This window comes from Paenibacillus lutimineralis (assembly GCF_003991425.1).
Classification (GTDB): domain Bacteria; phylum Bacillota; class Bacilli; order Paenibacillales; family Paenibacillaceae; genus Fontibacillus; species Fontibacillus lutimineralis.
Genome location: NZ_CP034346.1, coordinates 6,252,912 through 6,271,129, shown reverse-complemented (window position 1 = coordinate 6,271,129; position 18,218 = coordinate 6,252,912). Strand labels below are relative to the sequence as shown.

Here is an 18,218-nt window from a genome sequence, read left to right as displayed (position 1 = left end):
GGGCAGGACAGGCACTCTGGTACGTAATTATGCTGGCACTCGCCGTTGTTTGGCTAATCCCGCTTGTTTGGGTGATTCGTAATGCCTTCCTTCCGAGGGAAGCATCCATTGGGTCAGCCTGGTCCTGGGGCTTTACGTTGGATAACTTCATACGGGTGTGGGAAGGTGCACCGTTTGGACAGTATACATGGAATACATTTCTCGTGACTGCTGCAATATTTTTGGTGCAGATTTTTACGTTGACGCTGGCTGCATATGCTTTTGCTCGAGTTCCCTTTTTTGGACGCCGAGTTGTATTCATGCTCTTCTTAGTTCAGATCATGGTTCCACCAGATGTTCTTATTTTCTCGAATTATCAGATTATCAATGAACTAGGTCTACTTGATACCAAGCTCGGCATCATGCTCCCTTATTTTGCTTCGGCATTTGGGGTGTTCTTGTTGCGGCAGGCCTTCAAGCAGCTCCCTCATGAACTGGATGAAGCGGCACGTGTAGAAGGTGCTTCGGCGCTAAGAATCCTGCTTCGTATTTACATGCCATTAGCCAAGCCGGTCTACCTCTCATTTGCTATCGTCTCTATCAGTTTTCATTGGAATGATTTTCTCTGGCCACTGATTGTGACAGATTCCCCAGAGAATCGTCTGCTAACCGTGGGGTTGGCCATGTTCGCCAAATCGACTGAATCGGGGACGCAATGGGCTGATGTCAGCGCGGCAACATTGATTGTGATCATGCCGATGTTGATTGGATTTCTGCTGTTCCAGCGGCAGTTTATCAGCAGTTTCATGCATTCGGGGATTAAAGGATAAAGGAGGATCTTTCGATGAAGCTAATGATTATGGGTGATTTGCATTATCCAGAGCAGTTGGTCAATGCCAATCAAGAGATGGAGGAGGCAAGGGACAGGTTCTTCAGTCAGTATCTCGAAGAATTCCTCACCCTTGAAGGTGACTATCATATATCCATCGGTGATTTGACACATGCGGGAACAACCTCTGAATTTACATTTATTATGAATCATGTTGCAAGCTCGTTGCCGGATGGCCGATTCCTGTATGTATTGGGTAATCATGACACGCATTCTTCTTCCAAGGATGATATTCAGGCATTAACCGGGCAGCCTCGATATTTGGCTATAGAAGAAGAGGAGGCAGTTTTGATATTATTGGATACCGCTCGTGAGACACCGGAGAATTGGGGAGGAATGATTGACTACGAGCAGTTGGATTGGCTTCGCGAGCAGATGAATAAATACGGCCATAAGCTGCTGCTTGTATTTTCTCATCACCCGATATACAACACAACTGCTAGATCGACGGAGACTATGATGTGTCTTGATCCGGCACTGGATTTATTGCAGATCTTAAATGAACATCAAGGGCCAGGAATATTCTTCAATGGTCATAACCATGTTCAGTCGATGGTTCAACGTGGTCGCTGGCAGTTTGTACAGGTCGCAGCCGTACCCGATTTGCCCGTTGCTACATCCGTGAATCTGCAGGGTGCATCCATCAGTATTGAAAAAGTTCAGCTCTCTGCCGCGCCTTATCGGGAATTGGCCGAGGTTTTCTCCGGGAGAATGTATGATTACGATCCTCACCCCAATGCGGAAGGAGATGAGGTTTCTAATAATTTGAAGTTTCATCTCCAAGATCTGAGTAAAGAAGAGGTTAGCCCATGACCCGTAAGCGTGTCAGATTGGCGATCGTAGGGGGCAATCGGGGGGCCAGTTTTTTGAATGCTTTGAATGCCATGTCGGATCGGATTGATCTCACGGCTACTTGCGATCTGAATGAGCTGGTTCTTGACCAGTGGAAAGAGATATTTCCTGGAATCCGCACATACCATGATTATTCTCGCATGCTGCAGGATCCCTCTATCGATGCGGTATTTGTGATAAGTCCCATGCATTTACATGCGCGTCATTCGGTGGAGGCTTTGAATGCGGGTAAGCATGTATTGAGTGAGGTTATCGCTGTCCAATCCCTTGAGGAAGCATGGGAACTCATTGAAACCGTAGAGCGTACGGGGCTGAAATATATGATGTCGGAGAATTACTGTTTCTCTAGGTCTAATTTGATGGTAAATCATATGGCAGAGCAAGGATTGTTCGGTGAAATCACTCATGTTGAAGGGGGATATATCCATGATCTGCGCCATTTGATTCATTACCCGGATGGATCACTGACTTGGCGCGGTCAGCTTCACCAGAATTATAATGGAATCAACTACCCGACGCATTCTATTGGGCCTGCTGCACAGTGGATTAGGCTTAATAAGACGGGCGGGGATCGTCTGAAGAGTATTTCTACTCATGTCTCTAAATCCAGATCGCTGCAGAACTATTTTGGCGAGCAATATGGCAATGACCACCCGGCAGCCCGTGAGGGCTTCTGGAGCCAAGGGGATTCCGCTGTGGCGGCACTGATGACTGAGAACGGCGTGCTGATTACGCTGCGTGTCGATTGGACGTCCGTACGACCGCATAATAAGATGCACTATATGTTGCAAGGAACGAAGGGAGCCTATTTGTCGGCACGACACCAGTTTGAAGAGGATCTCTTATGGCTGAAGAATCGATCCCCGTTAAATGAGGTAGATGGATCCGAGATGTGGGAACCAATATCTCATTATCAACCAGAGTATGATCATCCGAAATGGAAACAGTGGGGGCATTTTGCTGCGGGTACGAAGCACGGGGGAGGAGATTTCCTTGTACTTGAAGAATTTATCTCCTCGATACAGGAGAACCGTCCCCCATTGGTGGATGTATACGACGCAGTTACGTGGAGTGCGGTCTTCTTTTTATCTATGGAGTCCGTTCGATTAGGTGGAAATATGGTGGATTTTCCGGATTTCAAGGCGAAGGCGAGGTTGTGAGATGAGAAACGGGAACTCCAAACTCGTTATGAGAAGGGACTCTTTGACCGATTTACCACAGCTAAAAATACCGGAAGGGTATAGCCTGAGGTCCTTCCAGCCATCCGATGTAACGGAGTGGGAGAATGTTATTCGAATTTCGTTCGCACGCGAGATTGCCTTCGGCGATAAAATCGGGTTTCAGCCTCCTTTTCAGCCAGAGAAGATTCTGTTCCTATGTCATCAAGACATGATCGTTGCCACTGCCGTTGCTTGGGAGAAAGAAGATAGTGATCCTAGATGTGGGTATCTACATATGGTGGGTGCGTTACCGGGTTATTCGGGTCAAGGGCTAGGCTATACAATCGTGTTGGCTGCGCTGCATCGAATGAGAGAAGAGGGGAAGCGACAGGCTGTGCTCGAGACGGACGACTTCCGGCTCGCGGCGATCCGGGTATATTATAAGCTAGGCTTTCTTCCTGTGCTCTTGGACAGGGATCACCGGGATCGCTGGGCTATTATATCTAACCAATTGCCAACCGTGAGCCGTCGAGATCTTTGATACCTAAATCGCCAATCTTGTTTGAGCCTCAAGGAGCGCGCTGGAAGTGAATCCTATACAATTCAAATAAAATATAGTGAAAATTCTAGTGAAAGCTAGCATGTAAAAATGTAAAGACGGCGAGGGACCCAGTCCCTACGTCGTCTTTTTGTTAACTGTAAATCAGGGGTTTACAATCTGACGAAATTTTCCCTTTTGTTTTACAAAACTTTACAATCTTCTGAAATCATTTTAACAAATATATATGACAATCTACTTAGTTACATATGCCAATATAAAAGGGTGAATTGGATGAAGATGAGAAGGATTCTGGGAACAATTCTTGCTTCTGCGCTCGTGACCTCGTCTATGGTGGTCGCTACTGCGGCTGCTGCTGAAGCGGGCCAAAAGCCGGCAGCTGCTAATTCCGGGGCTAACCAACTTAAGGTAGTTAGTGGAGGCGTAACGATCGACGGCGACAAAATTTCGCTCAAGACAACGGTCGTAGGTAAGACGATGCTATATTCGCTTCGCGACTTGGCTGGTGGACTAGGGGTTACCATCAAACAAAGCGGTGAAAGTCTCATTCTGACGGACAGTCAGGGATTGCACGAAATGAGCATCAAAGCCGGTTCCAAGGGCTACAGTCTGGATGGAGCAACTGCCCAATTTACGATCGCTCCGCAAACCATGGGAGGTTCATTATTTGTAGAGCCAATCACACTGGTCCATGCTTTGGGGGGAGAAGTGCTGGAGACGGGCGAACTACGTAGTGTGGCACGCTTGAGCGGCCAGTTTGCTACACCGCTGTTCGATGCTGCTGGCAACGTCATCGTCAGCCAAGAAGATGTAGAAGCTTTACAGTTGATCAAGCTGGGGAAGAGTGGGCAAGTGGAGACGTTCTCCGACAATAGCAACGCTATTGGTGCCGCTGTATCTCCTGACGGTTCCTTGGCTGCATTTACCGATGAGCATGGGGCGGTGTTCCTGATGAATACGGCAAGCGGCAGAATCAAACCACTCGGCACGGACACGTCGGTCAAGACCGATTTGGTCTGGTCTGCGGATGGCAAGAAAATCTATTTTATCCAAGGCGACAAACAAGAGAAGATTGCATACATAAGTCTGGATACTGGCAAGATCACGCAAGTGCTGGCTGATAAAGTAGAGAATAAATCTGAAGTGCAAGTGTCAGCGGACGGGAAGAAGCTCGTCTACTTCGTTAACGTGACCGGTAAAGCCGAAACGGATAAAGAAGGCACAGAAGAATCACTGACGATCGATTACTCCCAAGCGGGTTCGCAAGTGTTCTCACTCGTGCTTGGCAATACAGAGGCAAAGCCTGTACAGTTGACCCAGCAATTAGATAATAAAATCTACCTGTCCCTGTTGTCGGACGGCAGTGTTGCTTACATCAGCGCCGATCCGGAAGGCAAGGTAGAGAACGACACCCTGAAGATCATTCCAGCCGATGGTTCCCAAATTCGCAATTTAGTCGCTGACGTTAATGTGATCTCCAGTGAATCAATCTCCGGCAAATTGATCGTTCTCGCGGAGACGGCGGATGGCACTAGCAAATGGTTCGAAGTATCTGCTTCGGGTGCTAAAACAGAGCTGTTCAGCACAAACGAATCAGTCTCCGACTGGACCATTGCATCGAATGGGACCATTGCGTTCATTGCAGATAGCAAAGTAGTGCTGGTGCAAAACGGCAAAGTCTCAGAACTGACGAAATAATATAATCTATAATCCGGAAGGGGTTACTCAATATGAAATGGTTGAAAAAACTATCCTTGGCGGCGATCGCCTCGGCGTTCCTCTTGTCTGCCACGCTCACAGGCTCTGCAGGAGCAAAGGATGAACTGAAGGGTAAAATTACGGTAAACGGTTCGACAGCACTGCTGCCTTTGACGCTGCAAGCTGCTAAGGAGTTCCAGAAGCTGCATCCTAAAGTGAAAATCGCTGCTTCAGGTAAAGGCTCGGTTACCGGACCACAAGCGGTTAAGAAGGGCATTGCTGATATCGGCGCCTGCGACTGGGATGCCAGCGAGGACGTACCAGGCTTCAAAAAGTTCGAAGGCCAAGTAGCCAATAAAGTTGCGGTAATTCCTTTCGCAACGATCGTGAACAAAAGCGTCAAGGTAGATAACCTTACAACGGAACAGTTGAAAGGGATCTATTCTGGAAAAATCACGAACTGGAAAGATGTTGGCGGTGACGATAAGGATATCGTAGTCATTACCCGTTCCTTCGGTTCCGGTACTCGCGTTAATTACCAAGCCAAAGCGCTTGGAGGCGGAGACATCGTCAAGAAGGAGAAGAATTACAAGGAAGTGGGCTCCAGCGGCGACATGAAGACAGCTGTGGCCACCACGCCGAACTCGATTGGTTACATCGATTTGACTTATATCAGCGGCGATGACATCAAGGCTGTGAAGCATAACGGAGTGGAAGCTACCGTTGAGAACGTAATTAGCGGCAAATACAAGATTTGGTCTTACGGTTACTATATGACCAAGGGGCAGCCAACTGGCGAGACGAAAGCTTTCATCGAATATGTACAAAGCAAAAAGTTCCAGGAAGGTTCCCTGAAAAAATTGAAGTTCATTCCGATCTCGGCAATGAAATAAATCAGCGATAGCTACAATCGACCAGTCCCTGATTTACGGGACTGGTCTTATATATGGGAGGAACCAGGTTGAACATTTCTGCTCATAAAGCTGCCCGGGAAGCCGGGGCAGAATTACATCCGCGTCACCGCTGGAATCTTACGTCGAGAAGTGCTCGGGCCCGGGTGGTAAACTGGCTTTTTAAATACTATTTCCTGTTCAGTATTTTAGCGCTCTGTCTGGTATTGGCGATGGTCATTTTCTTTATCGGGAAGACGGCGATGTTAACCTTTCAAGAGGTAACGCTGGCCGAGTTCTTCTTCTCGTTCGATTGGACGCCGGAAGAGGGCCGTTTCGGAGCTGCGCTATTTATCGTCAACACATTGTCTTTAACGGTCTTGACCTTAATCATTGCCGTTCCATTATCCTTAGGAATGGCTATCCTGATCGCGGAGATTGCACCTGCATGGCTGAAGAAGTTCGTGAGCCCACTGCTTGATTTATTAGTCGGCATTCCGTCCATTGTCTACGGCTATCTTGGACTGACCGTACTGCTCCCACTGCTGCGGGAGCTAAGCGGGGAAGGGCTGGGGGATGGTCTGTTGGCCGCCGCATTGGTGCTCACCGTCATGATTCTTCCGACGATCAGCCGTATTAGCGAGGATGCGATCTCTGCTGTACCGAGAAAGTATCGTGACGCTTCTTATGCGCTCGGTGCCACCAGGCTGCAAACCACCTTTAAGGTGGTTCTGCCTGCAGCTGGCCGCGGCATCGTGGCCGCGATTATTTTAGGGATGACCCGGGCGATCGGGGAGACGATGGCCGTGGTCATGGTCATCGGGAATACGCCGCAGCTGGCAAAATCCCTGTTCGCTCCAACATCGGTACTGACGAGCAATATCGTCATGCAGATCTCCAACGTCGATTTTGACTCAACATGGAATTATAGTTTGCACTTAATGGCGTTCCTGTTGCTGCTCATTTCGTTCGTGTTGATTCTAATCATCCGTATTATCGGGCGAAAGGGAGGGGCTTAGGCGATGACCGGGTTTAAGCTATCGCGGAAAACTTCTCGCTCCTTGCTATGGGATCGGATCGCCACGGGCTGTTTTTACGCTTTGGGAGCAGTGATTCTGCTGCTTGTGTTCTGGCTGCTGTTCACCATCCTGAGCAAAGGGCTGCCGCAAATCTCTTGGGATTTTCTAATTAAGCTGCCTGAGGAGATCGATGCCGGCGGCGGCATCGGACCGATGCTGTTCAACTCTTTCTATATCCTGTTCCTCTCGCTGCTGATCTCAGTTCCGATCGGTGTAGGAGCAGGGATTTATATGGCGGAATATGCGCCGAACAATCGATTTACAGAAATCCTTCGTATTTGTGTTGAGTCGTTATCCTCCGTACCATCGATCGTATTCGGCTTGCTCGGCCTGGCGATTTTCGCCGAATATTTCGGAATTGGGCTTACGATCCTTGGTGGAGCAGTGAGCTTGGCGTTTCTTAACCTGCCGATGCTGGCTCGGGTGACAGAAGAGGCTGTTCGGGCAGTTCCGAACGAACTGCGGCACGCGGCTTATGGACTTGGGACGACCCAGTTCCACATGATCCGTACTGTCGTCATTCCTACAGCCATGCAGGCGATTATCACGGGTATTTGTCTTGTCGCGGGCCGAGCTTTCGGGGAATCGGCCGTCATTATTTTAACGGCGGGACTCAGTACTTCGGGTGAGATGTGGGACTTTAACCTCTTCTCTCCTGGCGAGACACTGGCCGTTCATTTGTGGTACGTTCAGTCCGAAGCAATCGTGGAAGATGCCAGACAGATTGCCGACAAAGCAGCTGCGGTACTTGTATTCGTCGTTCTTTTAATCAATATGGTATTCCGCGTGCCGCTCTGGATTAATAATCGGAAGCTGCGGAAATAGGTGCATGAGATTTAGGAAGCTTACTTCAATTATTGCAATTGAGGTAAGCTTTTTTATCATACTGAAAGAATATTTTGATACTGTCTATTACTTAAATTTGTAGGCAAGTGTCTATTAAATGGAAAATAAATATCATATAATACAAATAAATAAATCTTTAATTTTAATTATAGTGATCTCTATAATTAAATGTTTATTGATCCTGAAGAGGTGTGCGGCGAAGTTCACCCCGGCTTGTTGTGAAAGTCTGCATAATAGCGCTTATATCTTTTCGTCAAATATTAGAATGTAAGGACGGACGGCAAAATGGCTAACGGACAAAGCAAAACAGACGTTATCTTAATCGGCGCCGGAATCATGAGTGCGACTTTAGGGTCACTACTGAAAGAACTGGCACCGGACTGGAAAATTACAGTGTTTGAGAGGCGCAGTAGCTCTGGAGAGGAAAGCTCCAACGAATGGAATAATGCAGGAACCGGGCATTCCGCACTGTGTGAGCTTAACTACACCGTAGAAAAACCGGATGGATCCATTGATATTAGTAAAGCGATCAAGGTTAATGAAGAGTACCAGGTTTCTAAGCAGTTTTGGTCTTATCTTGTAAACAGCAAACTGATACGCAATCCGCGAGACTTTATTATGCCTGTGCCTCATATGAGCTTTGTACAAGGGGCTAAGGATGTAGCCTTTCTGAAGAAGAGATTCGAAGCATTATCCAGCAACCCGCTATTCCAAGGGATGGAGTATTCGGATGATCCAGCGAAGCTGATGGAATGGATTCCGCTGATGATGAAGGACCGGACGGTAAGTGGTCCGATCGCAGCTACAAGGATCAACTCAGGCACGGATGTCAATTTTGGCGCTTTAACACGCATATTGTTTGATCATTTGAAGAGTAAGGGCGTTGATATGAAGTTCAATCAGCATGTCCATGATGTGAAGCGGGCTAGTGATGGCAGATGGGAATTGAAGGTGCGGGATATCGAGAACGGTACGGTTACACGCCATACGGCTAAATTTGTCTTCATCGGCGGTGGGGGTGGAAGCCTCCATTTGCTACAGAAATCCGGTATTCCTGAAAGCAAAGGAATCGGCGGATTCCCGATCAGCGGATTGTTCATGGTGTGTAAGAATCCGGACGTTGTTGCACAGCATTATGCTAAGGTATACGGCCAAGCTCAGGTTGGGGCCCCACCGATGTCTGTTCCGCATCTGGACTCCAGATTAATCGAGGGCAAGGAATCCTTATTATTTGGTCCGTTCGCCGGCTTCTCTCCTAAGTTCTTGAAGTTTGGTTCTATGTTCGATCTGATTACCTCGGTTAAACCGCATAACCTCATAACGATGTTGGCTTCAGGTGCGAAGAACATGTCATTGGTGACTTATCTGATCAAGGAATTGATGCAATCGAAGGAAAAGCGCGTGCAAACTTTACGGGAATTTGTACCGAATGCCAAATCTGAGGATTGGGATCTGGTGGTGGCCGGACAGCGCGTACAGATTATTAAGGATACGGAAAGTGGCAAAGGAACACTGCAATTTGGTACGGAGGTCATTAGTGCTGCTGACGGATCAATTGCGGCATTGCTTGGCGCTTCGCCAGGTGCTTCTACTGCTGTTCCTGTCATGCTCGAAGTGATCAATAGGTGCTTTCCGCAGCATATCAAAGAGTGGGAGCCGAAGATCAAAGAAATGATTCCATCCTATGGCATGCGGCTTTTAAGCAAGCCCGAACTGATTCAATCGATCCATACTTCTACAGCGCGGACGCTGGGTTTGAATCATGAACCGCAGGCTGTTCAATAAATAATATGTAAAAGATAGACGGCCTTCTCCTGAATTCTATGGACGAAGGCCGTTTTGTTAGGTTTAAAAGTGAACCATGGTATGATATCTACGAGAAAATGCAAATGAATCTGCGGATAAGAGAGGTGGACCGCTTTGAAGAATAGACATCAAAGGATTGATGCTGTTATAGAGAAGATGCAAGAGGTGCTGGAGGCGACACGTGGACAAGATCCGGAATTTTATGCCAAGTATCCGATGCGTCTGATTACTGAAGCAGAAGAACATGATATACGTGCTGTGACTGAGAAATGGCGCTTGCCTGATGAATACCTATATTTCTTGCAGCATTATGTCTCCGAATCGCTTGGTTGGAGCACGGATGAATATATCAATCTTGATATTTACGGTGCCAGAGACATCGTGCAGGGTCAATTGGGATACAGCTATAATCCCGTGAAGAATGAGGTTATCCTGGAATGGCCGCACAGCTATCTAGTCATTGCTTCGGATGAAGGAGACCCTTATTGCATCGACCTATCCAGAGGGGATACCGCTATATATACTGCAGAGCATGGGACAGGCTCTTGGGATTTCGACATTGCCTATGACAACCTGGAAGAGTTCCTTCACAGCGTCTTACTGCCGCGCAGCTCTGGGGAGTGGGAGACCGACGAGACTGAAGAGTACAACTATTATAAAGTATCCATTACAGGCGAAGGCAACGATAAGATAAAGACGCTGTTATTCATTAAAAAGACCTTCTCCTGTGATTATTCACAAGCGAAAGTCTATTTGGGCGCCTTGCCTTTACAGGTTTTTAAAGGAATTGAATCATGTGCTATGAAAATAGAGGCTGATTTGAAAAAAATCGGTGCAGATTATGAGCTGCGCCAAATTGGTTTTGGGGAGTTTATTTCCGCAGATTAGAGTTCCCCGATAGAGCCCGATACTCATCCTCCAGAATACTCATCAGAATGGAATCATGATACTGATGATTGTAGAACAAGGCTTCTCGCTGAATCCCTTCTTGCTTGAAGCCTACTTTCTCATATACTCTCGTCGCACGATGATTGTACGAGAATACATTCAGTTCAATCCGGTGAAGATTGAGGACCCCGAAGCCGTAATCCAGCATGAGTCGAAGAGCCTCCGTACCGTATCCTCTGTTTTGACTGCCATTAGTGAGCGCAATCCGAATGTTCGCATTACGATTCATCGTATCAATATCCTGAATCGCAATGTCTCCGATAGGGGTATCGTCACTGCGGGTAGCAATGATCAGCAGCACAGAAGATCTGTCCTGTGACTTGGCTTCAATGTAGCTGGCAATTTGCTCCCGGGTATGGTGCATTTGTGTTCCGGTGAGTCTTCTAGTCTCGGGATCGTACAACGTGCTAAAATACCAGTCCGTATCGGCTGCTTCAATCGGACGTAGGTATACCTCTTTTCCTTCGAGAAATCGTACATTTTCCATACCATTCATATCTCCTTCATCTTCGTTGTACCCTAATCTATCACTGATCTGTATACTTGAAAATATACAGATTTAATTATTTTCAGGTGACAGATGAGAGGGAAAACATGCAGAACATGCAAAACATCTATGCTTCAATCTATGAATCTATCAAGAAAGACATTGTCGAGGGAAAGTTAGGCGCTAACGATCGTCTGCCCTCGATTCGGGAGCAAGCCCGGCAATTATCGGTCAGTACGACCCCGGTAGAAGCGGCATATCAGCAACTAGCCGCGGAGGGATTCATAGAGAGCCTTCCACGAAAAGGGTTCTTTGTTGCTGCCCTTCCCGTTTCATACGGGCAATTTACGCTGTCTGATCATCAGAGTAAGTCTGTCCATTTTGAGAGGGAACGTGTAATAGAGGACGCTTATCTCTATGATTTCCACCTTTGCAAAAATGACTTTACAGGCTTCCCGATCAATCATTGGAAGCGTCTGTTGACGGACACCCTGCGGGATGAATACAACGAGCTCTTATTCTATGGTGATTATCAAGGGGAGGCCGGATTGCGAGAGGAACTGGCGGCCTATCTTTATCGTATTCGCGGTGTAGTCTGTCGTAAGGAGCAGATCGTGATCGGCGCGGAGCAGCATCTGCTTCTTCATTATCTAGCAATCCTGCTTAAGGATATCTCCCCAGTGATGGCTATGGAGGATCCTTGTTATCCGCTGCTTCCCTATACCTTTCAAGCTGAGGGCTATGAGATCTCCTATGTTACGGAAGCGGATCAGGGCATCGACATATCTCGCTTGTTGCAGACGTCAGCCCGTATTGTTGCCGTCTCTCCGTCACATCAGTACCCTGGTGGAAGAGTGATGCCGATTAACGAAAGAATGGAACTGCTGAGGTGGGCTGAGGCACATGGAGGATACATCATTGAGGACGACTACGGGGGAGAGCTTCGTTATTTAGGCCAGCCAGTGCCTGCACTGCAAGGTCTTGCTCCAGGAGCGAACGTGGTTTATATCGGAGGTTTCTCGCAAATTCTCGCACCTGATATTTGTACACATTATATGGTGCTTCCAGATTCATTACTGGATGCTTATCATCATCTGCGCAGGAGATTATGGTTCGAACAATCCTCTTCCCGAATTTATCAACGCACACTTGAGAAATTTATGGAGCAGGGGTATTTCGAGAAGCATGTTCGTAGAATGAGAAATCTCTATCGCAAAAAAAGCCATCAGTTAGCCGAAGCACTGCAGACTCACTTCCAGGGATACGGTGAGGTCATTAGCCCCCATGCCGGATTCCACCTGATCCTATCGATTCAGGCTTCAGCCTCTGAGCAAGAATTGGTTGAATTAGCACGTTCTCATGGTATCGTGGTTGCTTCGGCGACAGCATTTTATGGGGACAAATCGGTCTATTATCCAAAGAGGAGATTTCTGATTGGCTTCGGTGGTGTTGTATGGGAGAGGATTGATGAGGGAGTAGCTCTGCTGCGGCAGATATGGGAGCCCTACTTCCTCGTGGAGGGCAAACCTTTTATTTGACGGCCACAATCCATTCCAGAGAAAAACAGGGACACGCCCCTCACAAGGATCGAAGATTTTTAAAGCAAAAACCGTATGTATTTCAACTTTTTGTGGATGAAATTGTAATTTATAATTTTAAATGTAAGCGATTTAATGATTTGGAGGTGATTGGGACCCTGTGGCGAAGGTTCAAGCAAGCTAGGCCGGATTGAATCAAAGATCATGATGGAGGAGGTAATGGTTATGTTGAAATCGAAATGGATTTCTTTGTTCGTTGCGATCATGATGTTGAGTGGACTACTCTTGTCTGCCATTGCGGAGAAAGCAGATGCAAGCCTTGCTTCAGGCAGCAAGTTCTTGGGCAATGTGATCGGAAGCAGCGCTCCCTCAAATTTCACCACTTACTGGAATCAGGTCACTCCGGAGAACGCGACGAAATGGGGTTCCGTCGAATCCACGCGTAATACTATGAATTGGTCTAATGCGGACTTGATCTATAATTATGCGCAGACCAACAAAATTCCTTTCAAGTTCCATACGCTTGTCTGGGGCAGCCAGGAACCGGGCTGGATCGGCAGTCTATCCGCAGCCGATCAGAAGGCGGAAGTGACGGAATGGATTAAGCTCGCTGGACAGCGCTACTCGACAGCGGAATATGTTGACGTCGTTAACGAGCCGCTGCACGCCAAACCTAGTTATCGCAACGCCATTGGCGGAGATGGTACCACCGGTTGGGATTGGGTCATTTGGTCGTTCCAGCAAGCAAGAGAGGCATTTCCAAATTCGAAGTTGTTGATTAACGATTATGGTATCATTAGTGATCCGAACGCAGCGTCGCAATATCTGACCATTATTAATCTTCTGAAGGACAGGGGATTGGTCGACGGCATCGGCATTCAATGCCATTATTTCAATATGGATAACGTATCAGTAAGCACCATGAACAGTGTCCTCAACTCGCTATCCGCTACGGGCTTGCCGATCTATGTATCGGAATTGGACATGACTGGCGATGACGCCACGCAGTTGTCCCGTTATCAGACGAAGTTCCCGGTACTCTGGGAGAACCCGAACGTGAAGGGTATTACCTTGTGGGGATACATCCAGGGACAAACATGGGCGTCCGATACGCATTTAGTGACCTCTTCTGGCGCCGAACGTCCGGCCATGCAATGGCTGAAGCAATATCTGGGGGGCGGAAGCACGCCAGTCGTACCAGCTGCGCCGACCGGGCTTACGGCAACAGCCGGTGATGCCCAAGTAGCCCTAAGCTGGGCGGCCTCAAGCGGTGCGACGAGCTACACGGTGAAGCAGGCAACGACCAGCGGAGGCCCGTATACGGACGTGGCAACCAACCTCACGACGACAAGTTATACGAAGACGGGGCTAACGAACGGAACGACGTATTACTACGTCGTCACGGCCACGAATGCAGCCGGAACGAGTGGCAGCTCCTCACAAGTGAGTGCGATACCTAGCGGCGGCGGGGGGAATGGCGGAGGCAATCTCGTTGTCCAATACAAGGCACAGAATACGAACGCTTCCTCCAATACGCTTGCTCCGAACTTTGTTATCAAGAATAACGGCACTTCAGCCGTCAGTCTCAGTAATTTGAAAATCCGCTACTACTTTACGAAGGATGGCAATCAGGCACTGAATTCGTATATCGACTGGGCAGCGGTGGGCAACTCGAATGTCAGCGCGGCCTTTGGAAGTACGACGGGTACCAATGCGGATACGTACTTGGAGATTTCGTTCGGTTCCGGTGCGGGCTCGATTGCGCCAGGCGCAACATCGGGCGATATCCAGACACGGATCGCCAAAGCCGACTGGTCCAACTTCAACCAATCCAATGATTACTCGTATGACCCTACGAAGACGTCCTTTACCGACTGGAATAAAGTAACCATCTATCAGTCTGGAACGCTTGTATGGGGAATTGAACCATAATATTAATAAAGACCGGAGTGGGGCTGCCCATTCCGGTCTTTATACTTGCTGAACAATGGGAAACATGGACAATAATTATTGTTCTCATATAATGGCATGATCCGAAGCAGTATCAACCCATACTGAAGGATTAATTCCACAAATATTGATTTATTCCAAAAATATCGTCTATAATAGAAAATGCCTATATATAAATTAGAATGGTAGGTGACGGCGTTGTTTGAAGTTGGAATTGATGAGCCGGATAAGCTTGTCCAGGTTGCTCATGCATTATCTACGAGAGCAAGGGTTGATATATTGCGTTTACTCTCTTCCAAAAGTATGAATGTGATTGCGATTGCTGAGGAATTATCTCTACCGGTTTCTACAGTAGCTAACAATGTCCGGATTCTCGAGGCTGCGGAATTGATTCATTCGGAGCTACTTCCCGCTGTCCGTGGGGCAATGAAAGTGTGTTCGCGTACTTACGACGATGTTCATATCATGCTGAATACCGTCGTTCGCGGGCGGGATGATGGGCAGCAGGTGTATGAGATCGAGATGCCGATCGGCCAGTATAGCGACTGTGAGGTATATCCTACTTGCGGGATGGCAAACGCTGAGGCAATGATCATTAAGGAAGACGAACCGGCGAGCTTCTATCATCCGAATCATGTGGGCGCGGGCATTATTTGGTTCCGCAAAGGCTATGTGGAATACTTGATGCCGCTTGAAATCCCGCAGAATGCACGAATTGAAGCCATTGAATTCTCTATGGAGCTATGTTCAGAGGCGCCTAATTTCGATAATGACTGGCCATCGAATATATCGGTATGGGTCAATGATGTAGAGATCGGAATGTGGACCAGCCCTGGGGATTTTGGGGATCGAAGAGGCAGGCTTAGTCCGGCTTGGTGGAGCAAGCAGACGACGACGCAATACGGTCTGTTGAAGACATGGCGGGTTGACGCCGAGCGTACGACGCTGGATATGAAGAAGGTGTCGGATGTCATACTATCAGACTTAAGGCTCGAGCAGAAACCTAGTGTGAAGCTGCGCATTGGCGTGAAGGCGGATGCGGTACATAAAGGCGGAGTCAATTTGTTCGGTCGTCATTTTGGTGATTACGAGCAAGATATCATTATGAAAGTGCATTACACATGCTACTGAAATAAATAGATTTTATAGAGACAAGCATTAGTTACCAAATTATTGTAGCTAATGCTTTTTTATATGGATTAATTACAATAAAATTAGATGAAAGCGTTGACAATGAAATAAACCGGCCCTATAATCAAATAAAAATACATGATATTTGTATCAAAACAAATATTTTGTATCTTTTATCGACAAATTTCTATTTAAAAGGGGAGGAAGACTATGAAGAAATCGTTAGTGACTTTGGTATTACTGGTATTCATGAGTACCCTGATTCTCAGTGCCTGTGGTGGAAGCAAGCAGGACGGAGGCTCGACTTCAAATGGTAAGAAGGTTACATTGTCTTTCTGGACATTGTTCTCTGGCGGTGACGGCGACAATATGCAGGCCATGATTGATTTGTTCAATAAAGAGCATCCAGATATACAGATCAAAAATACGAAGCTGGAATGGGGCGAATACTACACCAAGCTCATCACAGCGGTGGGCAATGGCAACGGTCCTGATATAGGTATTTCCCATACTTCCAGACTCCCCGATCTAATCGACCAAGGCGTTGTAAGTGGGCTTGATGATATTGCTGCTTCCGCCGGTGTAGATTGGAACTCTTTCAACCAGAATCTTCTCTCCGCAACCGTAGTAGATGGCGTTCATTATGCCGTGCCAATCGATACTCACCCCTTCATCATGTACTACAACAAGAAACTGTTAACTGAGGCAGGACTGCTTGGTTCGGACGGCAAGCCAACGATAGAGCCTGGGGCCGACGGTTTTGTATCCTTCCTTCAGACGTTAAAAGAGAAACTACCGAACAATATTACTCCTTTTGCACTTTCACCTAACAATGATGATCCATTCCGGCTATGGTGGGCTTTATACGCACAGCTTGGCGGCAATGATGTCATCTCTGACGATCTAAGCAAAGCTCAAGTAGATGAGGCTAAGGCGGTTCAGGCCGCTAAATACATCCAAGACCTCTATCTCCAAAAATATATTAAAGAGAACGACCCTGACTTCTATAAAAACTTCCAGAGCGGTACTGCAGCAATTATGATGACTGGCGTGTGGGCCACAGGCACCTGGGAGGGGACAGATGGGCTAGACTTCGGGGCGATGCCAATCCCGCAGCTATTTGACCAACCGGCAACATGGGGCGATTCGCATACGATCATTCTGCCGGTTCCGAAGAAAGAGGATCAAGCGAAGCGAGAGGCGGCGATTACTTTTGCCAACTGGATCGCGGATAATGGCCAGATTTGGGCCAAAGCGGGACATATTCCATCGAAGCCATCGGTTCTCGACAAACCTGAATACAAGGAAATGCCTTACCGTAGTGATTACGCGGCTGTAGCCGATACCGTTAAATTCAACAAGCCATCCACAAAGAACTGGCAGATTCGCGATATGGCCATGTTCAAATATTTGAATGAAATTTGGGCCAACAAAATGTCGGCAGAGGATGCCATTGCTCAGATGCAGACAGAGATCCAGAAAGTACTTGATAAATAGAGCAGAGGGGTAAACGCAATGAAAATGAGCAAAATGAAGGCGGACTTACAGGCACTTCTATTCTTGCTCCCCTTCCTCATCGTTTACTTTCTGTTTACGATCTGGCCGATGATCAAGGGCGTAGGAATGAGCTTCTACAAATGGACGCTGATCAGGAAGATGGAGTATCTCGGCTTCGGCAACTACGAGAAGCTATGGCATGATCAGGACTTCTGGGCTTCGGTATGGCACGCCTTCCAGTTCGTGATATTTACGACACCAACGATGGTTGTGCTGGCGATTATTCTGGCCTTGATTGCCAATCGCAATTCCAGGCTGCAGCGGCTGTATCGAAGCGCCTTTTTCCTGCCGAGTGTATTGTCCGTAGCAGTTGCTTCTTACCTGGGACTATTTATTTTTCAGCCCTATACCGGATTTCTGAACTCCGTCCTCCATTTGCTGCACATCCTGCCTGAAGGGAAGGAGATATTCTGGCTGACAGAGCTGAATTTGTCCTGGGTGGCGATATCGGTGCTGACGCTCTGGTGGACGGTCGGGTTCAACTTCATCTTATATCTGTCTGCGCTGCAGGATATTTCAGATGACATCTACGAGGCTGCCCGGCTTGACGGAGCGAATGACAATCAGGTTCTCTGGCGGATTACCTTACCGCTGCTTGGACCGATTACACGCACGATTATCATGCTGCAGATTATCGCTTCCTTTAAGGTGTTCATGCAGATTTACATCATGACCGGTGGAGGGCCGTTGGATAAGACCAGACCTGTCATTCAATACATCTGGCAGACGGGGTTCCGGCATAATGACCTGGGTTACGCAGCGGCGATGTCGTATGTGCTGTTCTTCATTCTACTGGCGTTGTCGGCAGTGCAGTATTGGATGAACAATCGGAAGGAGGCGAACTAACCC

The 18,218-nt window shown here is 47.6% G+C and carries 16 protein-coding genes; 15 read left to right on the top strand and 1 reads right to left on the bottom strand.

The features are described from left to right. Positions 1-29 precede the first annotated feature (29 nt). The 10 genes from EI981_RS27840 (at position 30) to EI981_RS27795 (ending at position 10,646) form a co-directional block, all read left to right on the top strand. Positions 30-809, top strand: coding sequence for a carbohydrate ABC transporter permease (locus EI981_RS27840; protein ID WP_227011947.1), 780 nt, complete (start codon positions 30-32; stop codon positions 807-809). Between the two features lie 14 nt (positions 810-823). Beyond that, positions 824-1,681, top strand: coding sequence for a metallophosphoesterase family protein (locus EI981_RS27835; protein WP_127003838.1), 858 nt, complete (start codon positions 824-826; stop codon positions 1,679-1,681). Then, positions 1,678-2,880 (top strand): Gfo/Idh/MocA family protein, encoded by a 1,203-nt coding sequence (locus EI981_RS27830; RefSeq protein ID WP_127003836.1) that lies wholly within the window; start codon positions 1,678-1,680, stop codon positions 2,878-2,880. Before EI981_RS27835 ends, EI981_RS27830 begins: the two co-directional genes overlap by 4 nt. A 1-nt stretch (position 2,881) precedes the next feature. Continuing rightward, complete coding sequence (locus EI981_RS27825; RefSeq protein WP_127003834.1) at positions 2,882-3,421, top strand: GNAT family N-acetyltransferase; 540 nt, start codon at positions 2,882-2,884, stop codon at positions 3,419-3,421. 291 nt (positions 3,422-3,712) lie between these two features. Further along, the gene (locus EI981_RS27820; protein ID WP_127003832.1) at positions 3,713-5,137 is read left to right on the top strand and encodes a hypothetical protein; all 1,425 of its coding nucleotides are present in this window, start codon (positions 3,713-3,715) and stop codon (positions 5,135-5,137) included. Between the two features lie 32 nt (positions 5,138-5,169). Beyond that, a complete protein-coding gene (locus tag EI981_RS27815; protein ID WP_127003830.1) occupies positions 5,170-6,030 on the top strand; it encodes a phosphate ABC transporter substrate-binding protein in 861 nt (286 codons plus the stop codon). A gap of 68 nt (positions 6,031-6,098) precedes the next feature. Further along, complete coding sequence (gene pstC, locus EI981_RS27810; RefSeq protein ID WP_227011615.1) at positions 6,099-7,046, top strand: phosphate ABC transporter permease subunit PstC; 948 nt, start codon at positions 6,099-6,101, stop codon at positions 7,044-7,046. A gap of 3 nt (positions 7,047-7,049) precedes the next feature. After that, complete coding sequence (gene pstA / locus EI981_RS27805) at positions 7,050-7,931, top strand: phosphate ABC transporter permease PstA (RefSeq protein WP_127003826.1); 882 nt, start codon at positions 7,050-7,052, stop codon at positions 7,929-7,931. Positions 7,932-8,237: 306 nt separating this feature from the next. After that, complete coding sequence (locus EI981_RS27800) at positions 8,238-9,737, top strand: malate:quinone oxidoreductase (protein WP_127003824.1); 1,500 nt, start codon at positions 8,238-8,240, stop codon at positions 9,735-9,737. Positions 9,738-9,872: 135 nt separating this feature from the next. Next, positions 9,873-10,646: an SMI1/KNR4 family protein gene (locus tag EI981_RS27795; protein WP_227011614.1), complete on the top strand. Its 774-nt coding sequence runs from the start codon at positions 9,873-9,875 to the stop codon at positions 10,644-10,646. Here EI981_RS27795 and EI981_RS27790 read toward each other — a convergent pair. Then, on the bottom strand, positions 10,630-11,193 hold the full coding sequence (locus tag EI981_RS27790) for a GNAT family N-acetyltransferase (protein ID WP_418789028.1): 564 nt from the start codon (positions 11,191-11,193) through the stop codon (positions 10,630-10,632). The genes EI981_RS27795 and EI981_RS27790 overlap by 17 nt on opposite strands. 107 nt (positions 11,194-11,300) lie before the next feature. Between EI981_RS27790 and pdxR the strand changes: the two genes are divergently transcribed. The 5 genes from pdxR to EI981_RS27765 all read left to right on the top strand — a co-directional run bounded on the left by pdxR (position 11,301) and on the right by EI981_RS27765 (position 18,215). Beyond that, complete coding sequence (gene pdxR / locus EI981_RS27785; RefSeq protein WP_127003820.1) at positions 11,301-12,731, top strand: MocR-like pyridoxine biosynthesis transcription factor PdxR; 1,431 nt, start codon at positions 11,301-11,303, stop codon at positions 12,729-12,731. Between the two features lie 225 nt (positions 12,732-12,956). After that, a complete protein-coding gene (locus tag EI981_RS30345) occupies positions 12,957-14,663 on the top strand; it encodes an endo-1,4-beta-xylanase (RefSeq protein ID WP_127003818.1) in 1,707 nt (568 codons plus the stop codon). A gap of 216 nt (positions 14,664-14,879) precedes the next feature. After that, positions 14,880-15,812, top strand: coding sequence for an ArsR/SmtB family transcription factor (locus tag EI981_RS27775; RefSeq protein WP_127003816.1), 933 nt, complete (start codon positions 14,880-14,882; stop codon positions 15,810-15,812). A gap of 210 nt (positions 15,813-16,022) precedes the next feature. Next, positions 16,023-17,309, top strand: coding sequence for an ABC transporter substrate-binding protein (locus tag EI981_RS27770; RefSeq protein WP_127003814.1), 1,287 nt, complete (start codon positions 16,023-16,025; stop codon positions 17,307-17,309). Between the two features lie 18 nt (positions 17,310-17,327). After that, the gene (locus EI981_RS27765) at positions 17,328-18,215 is read left to right on the top strand and encodes a carbohydrate ABC transporter permease (RefSeq protein WP_127003812.1); all 888 of its coding nucleotides are present in this window, start codon (positions 17,328-17,330) and stop codon (positions 18,213-18,215) included. Positions 18,216-18,218 lie beyond the last annotated feature (3 nt).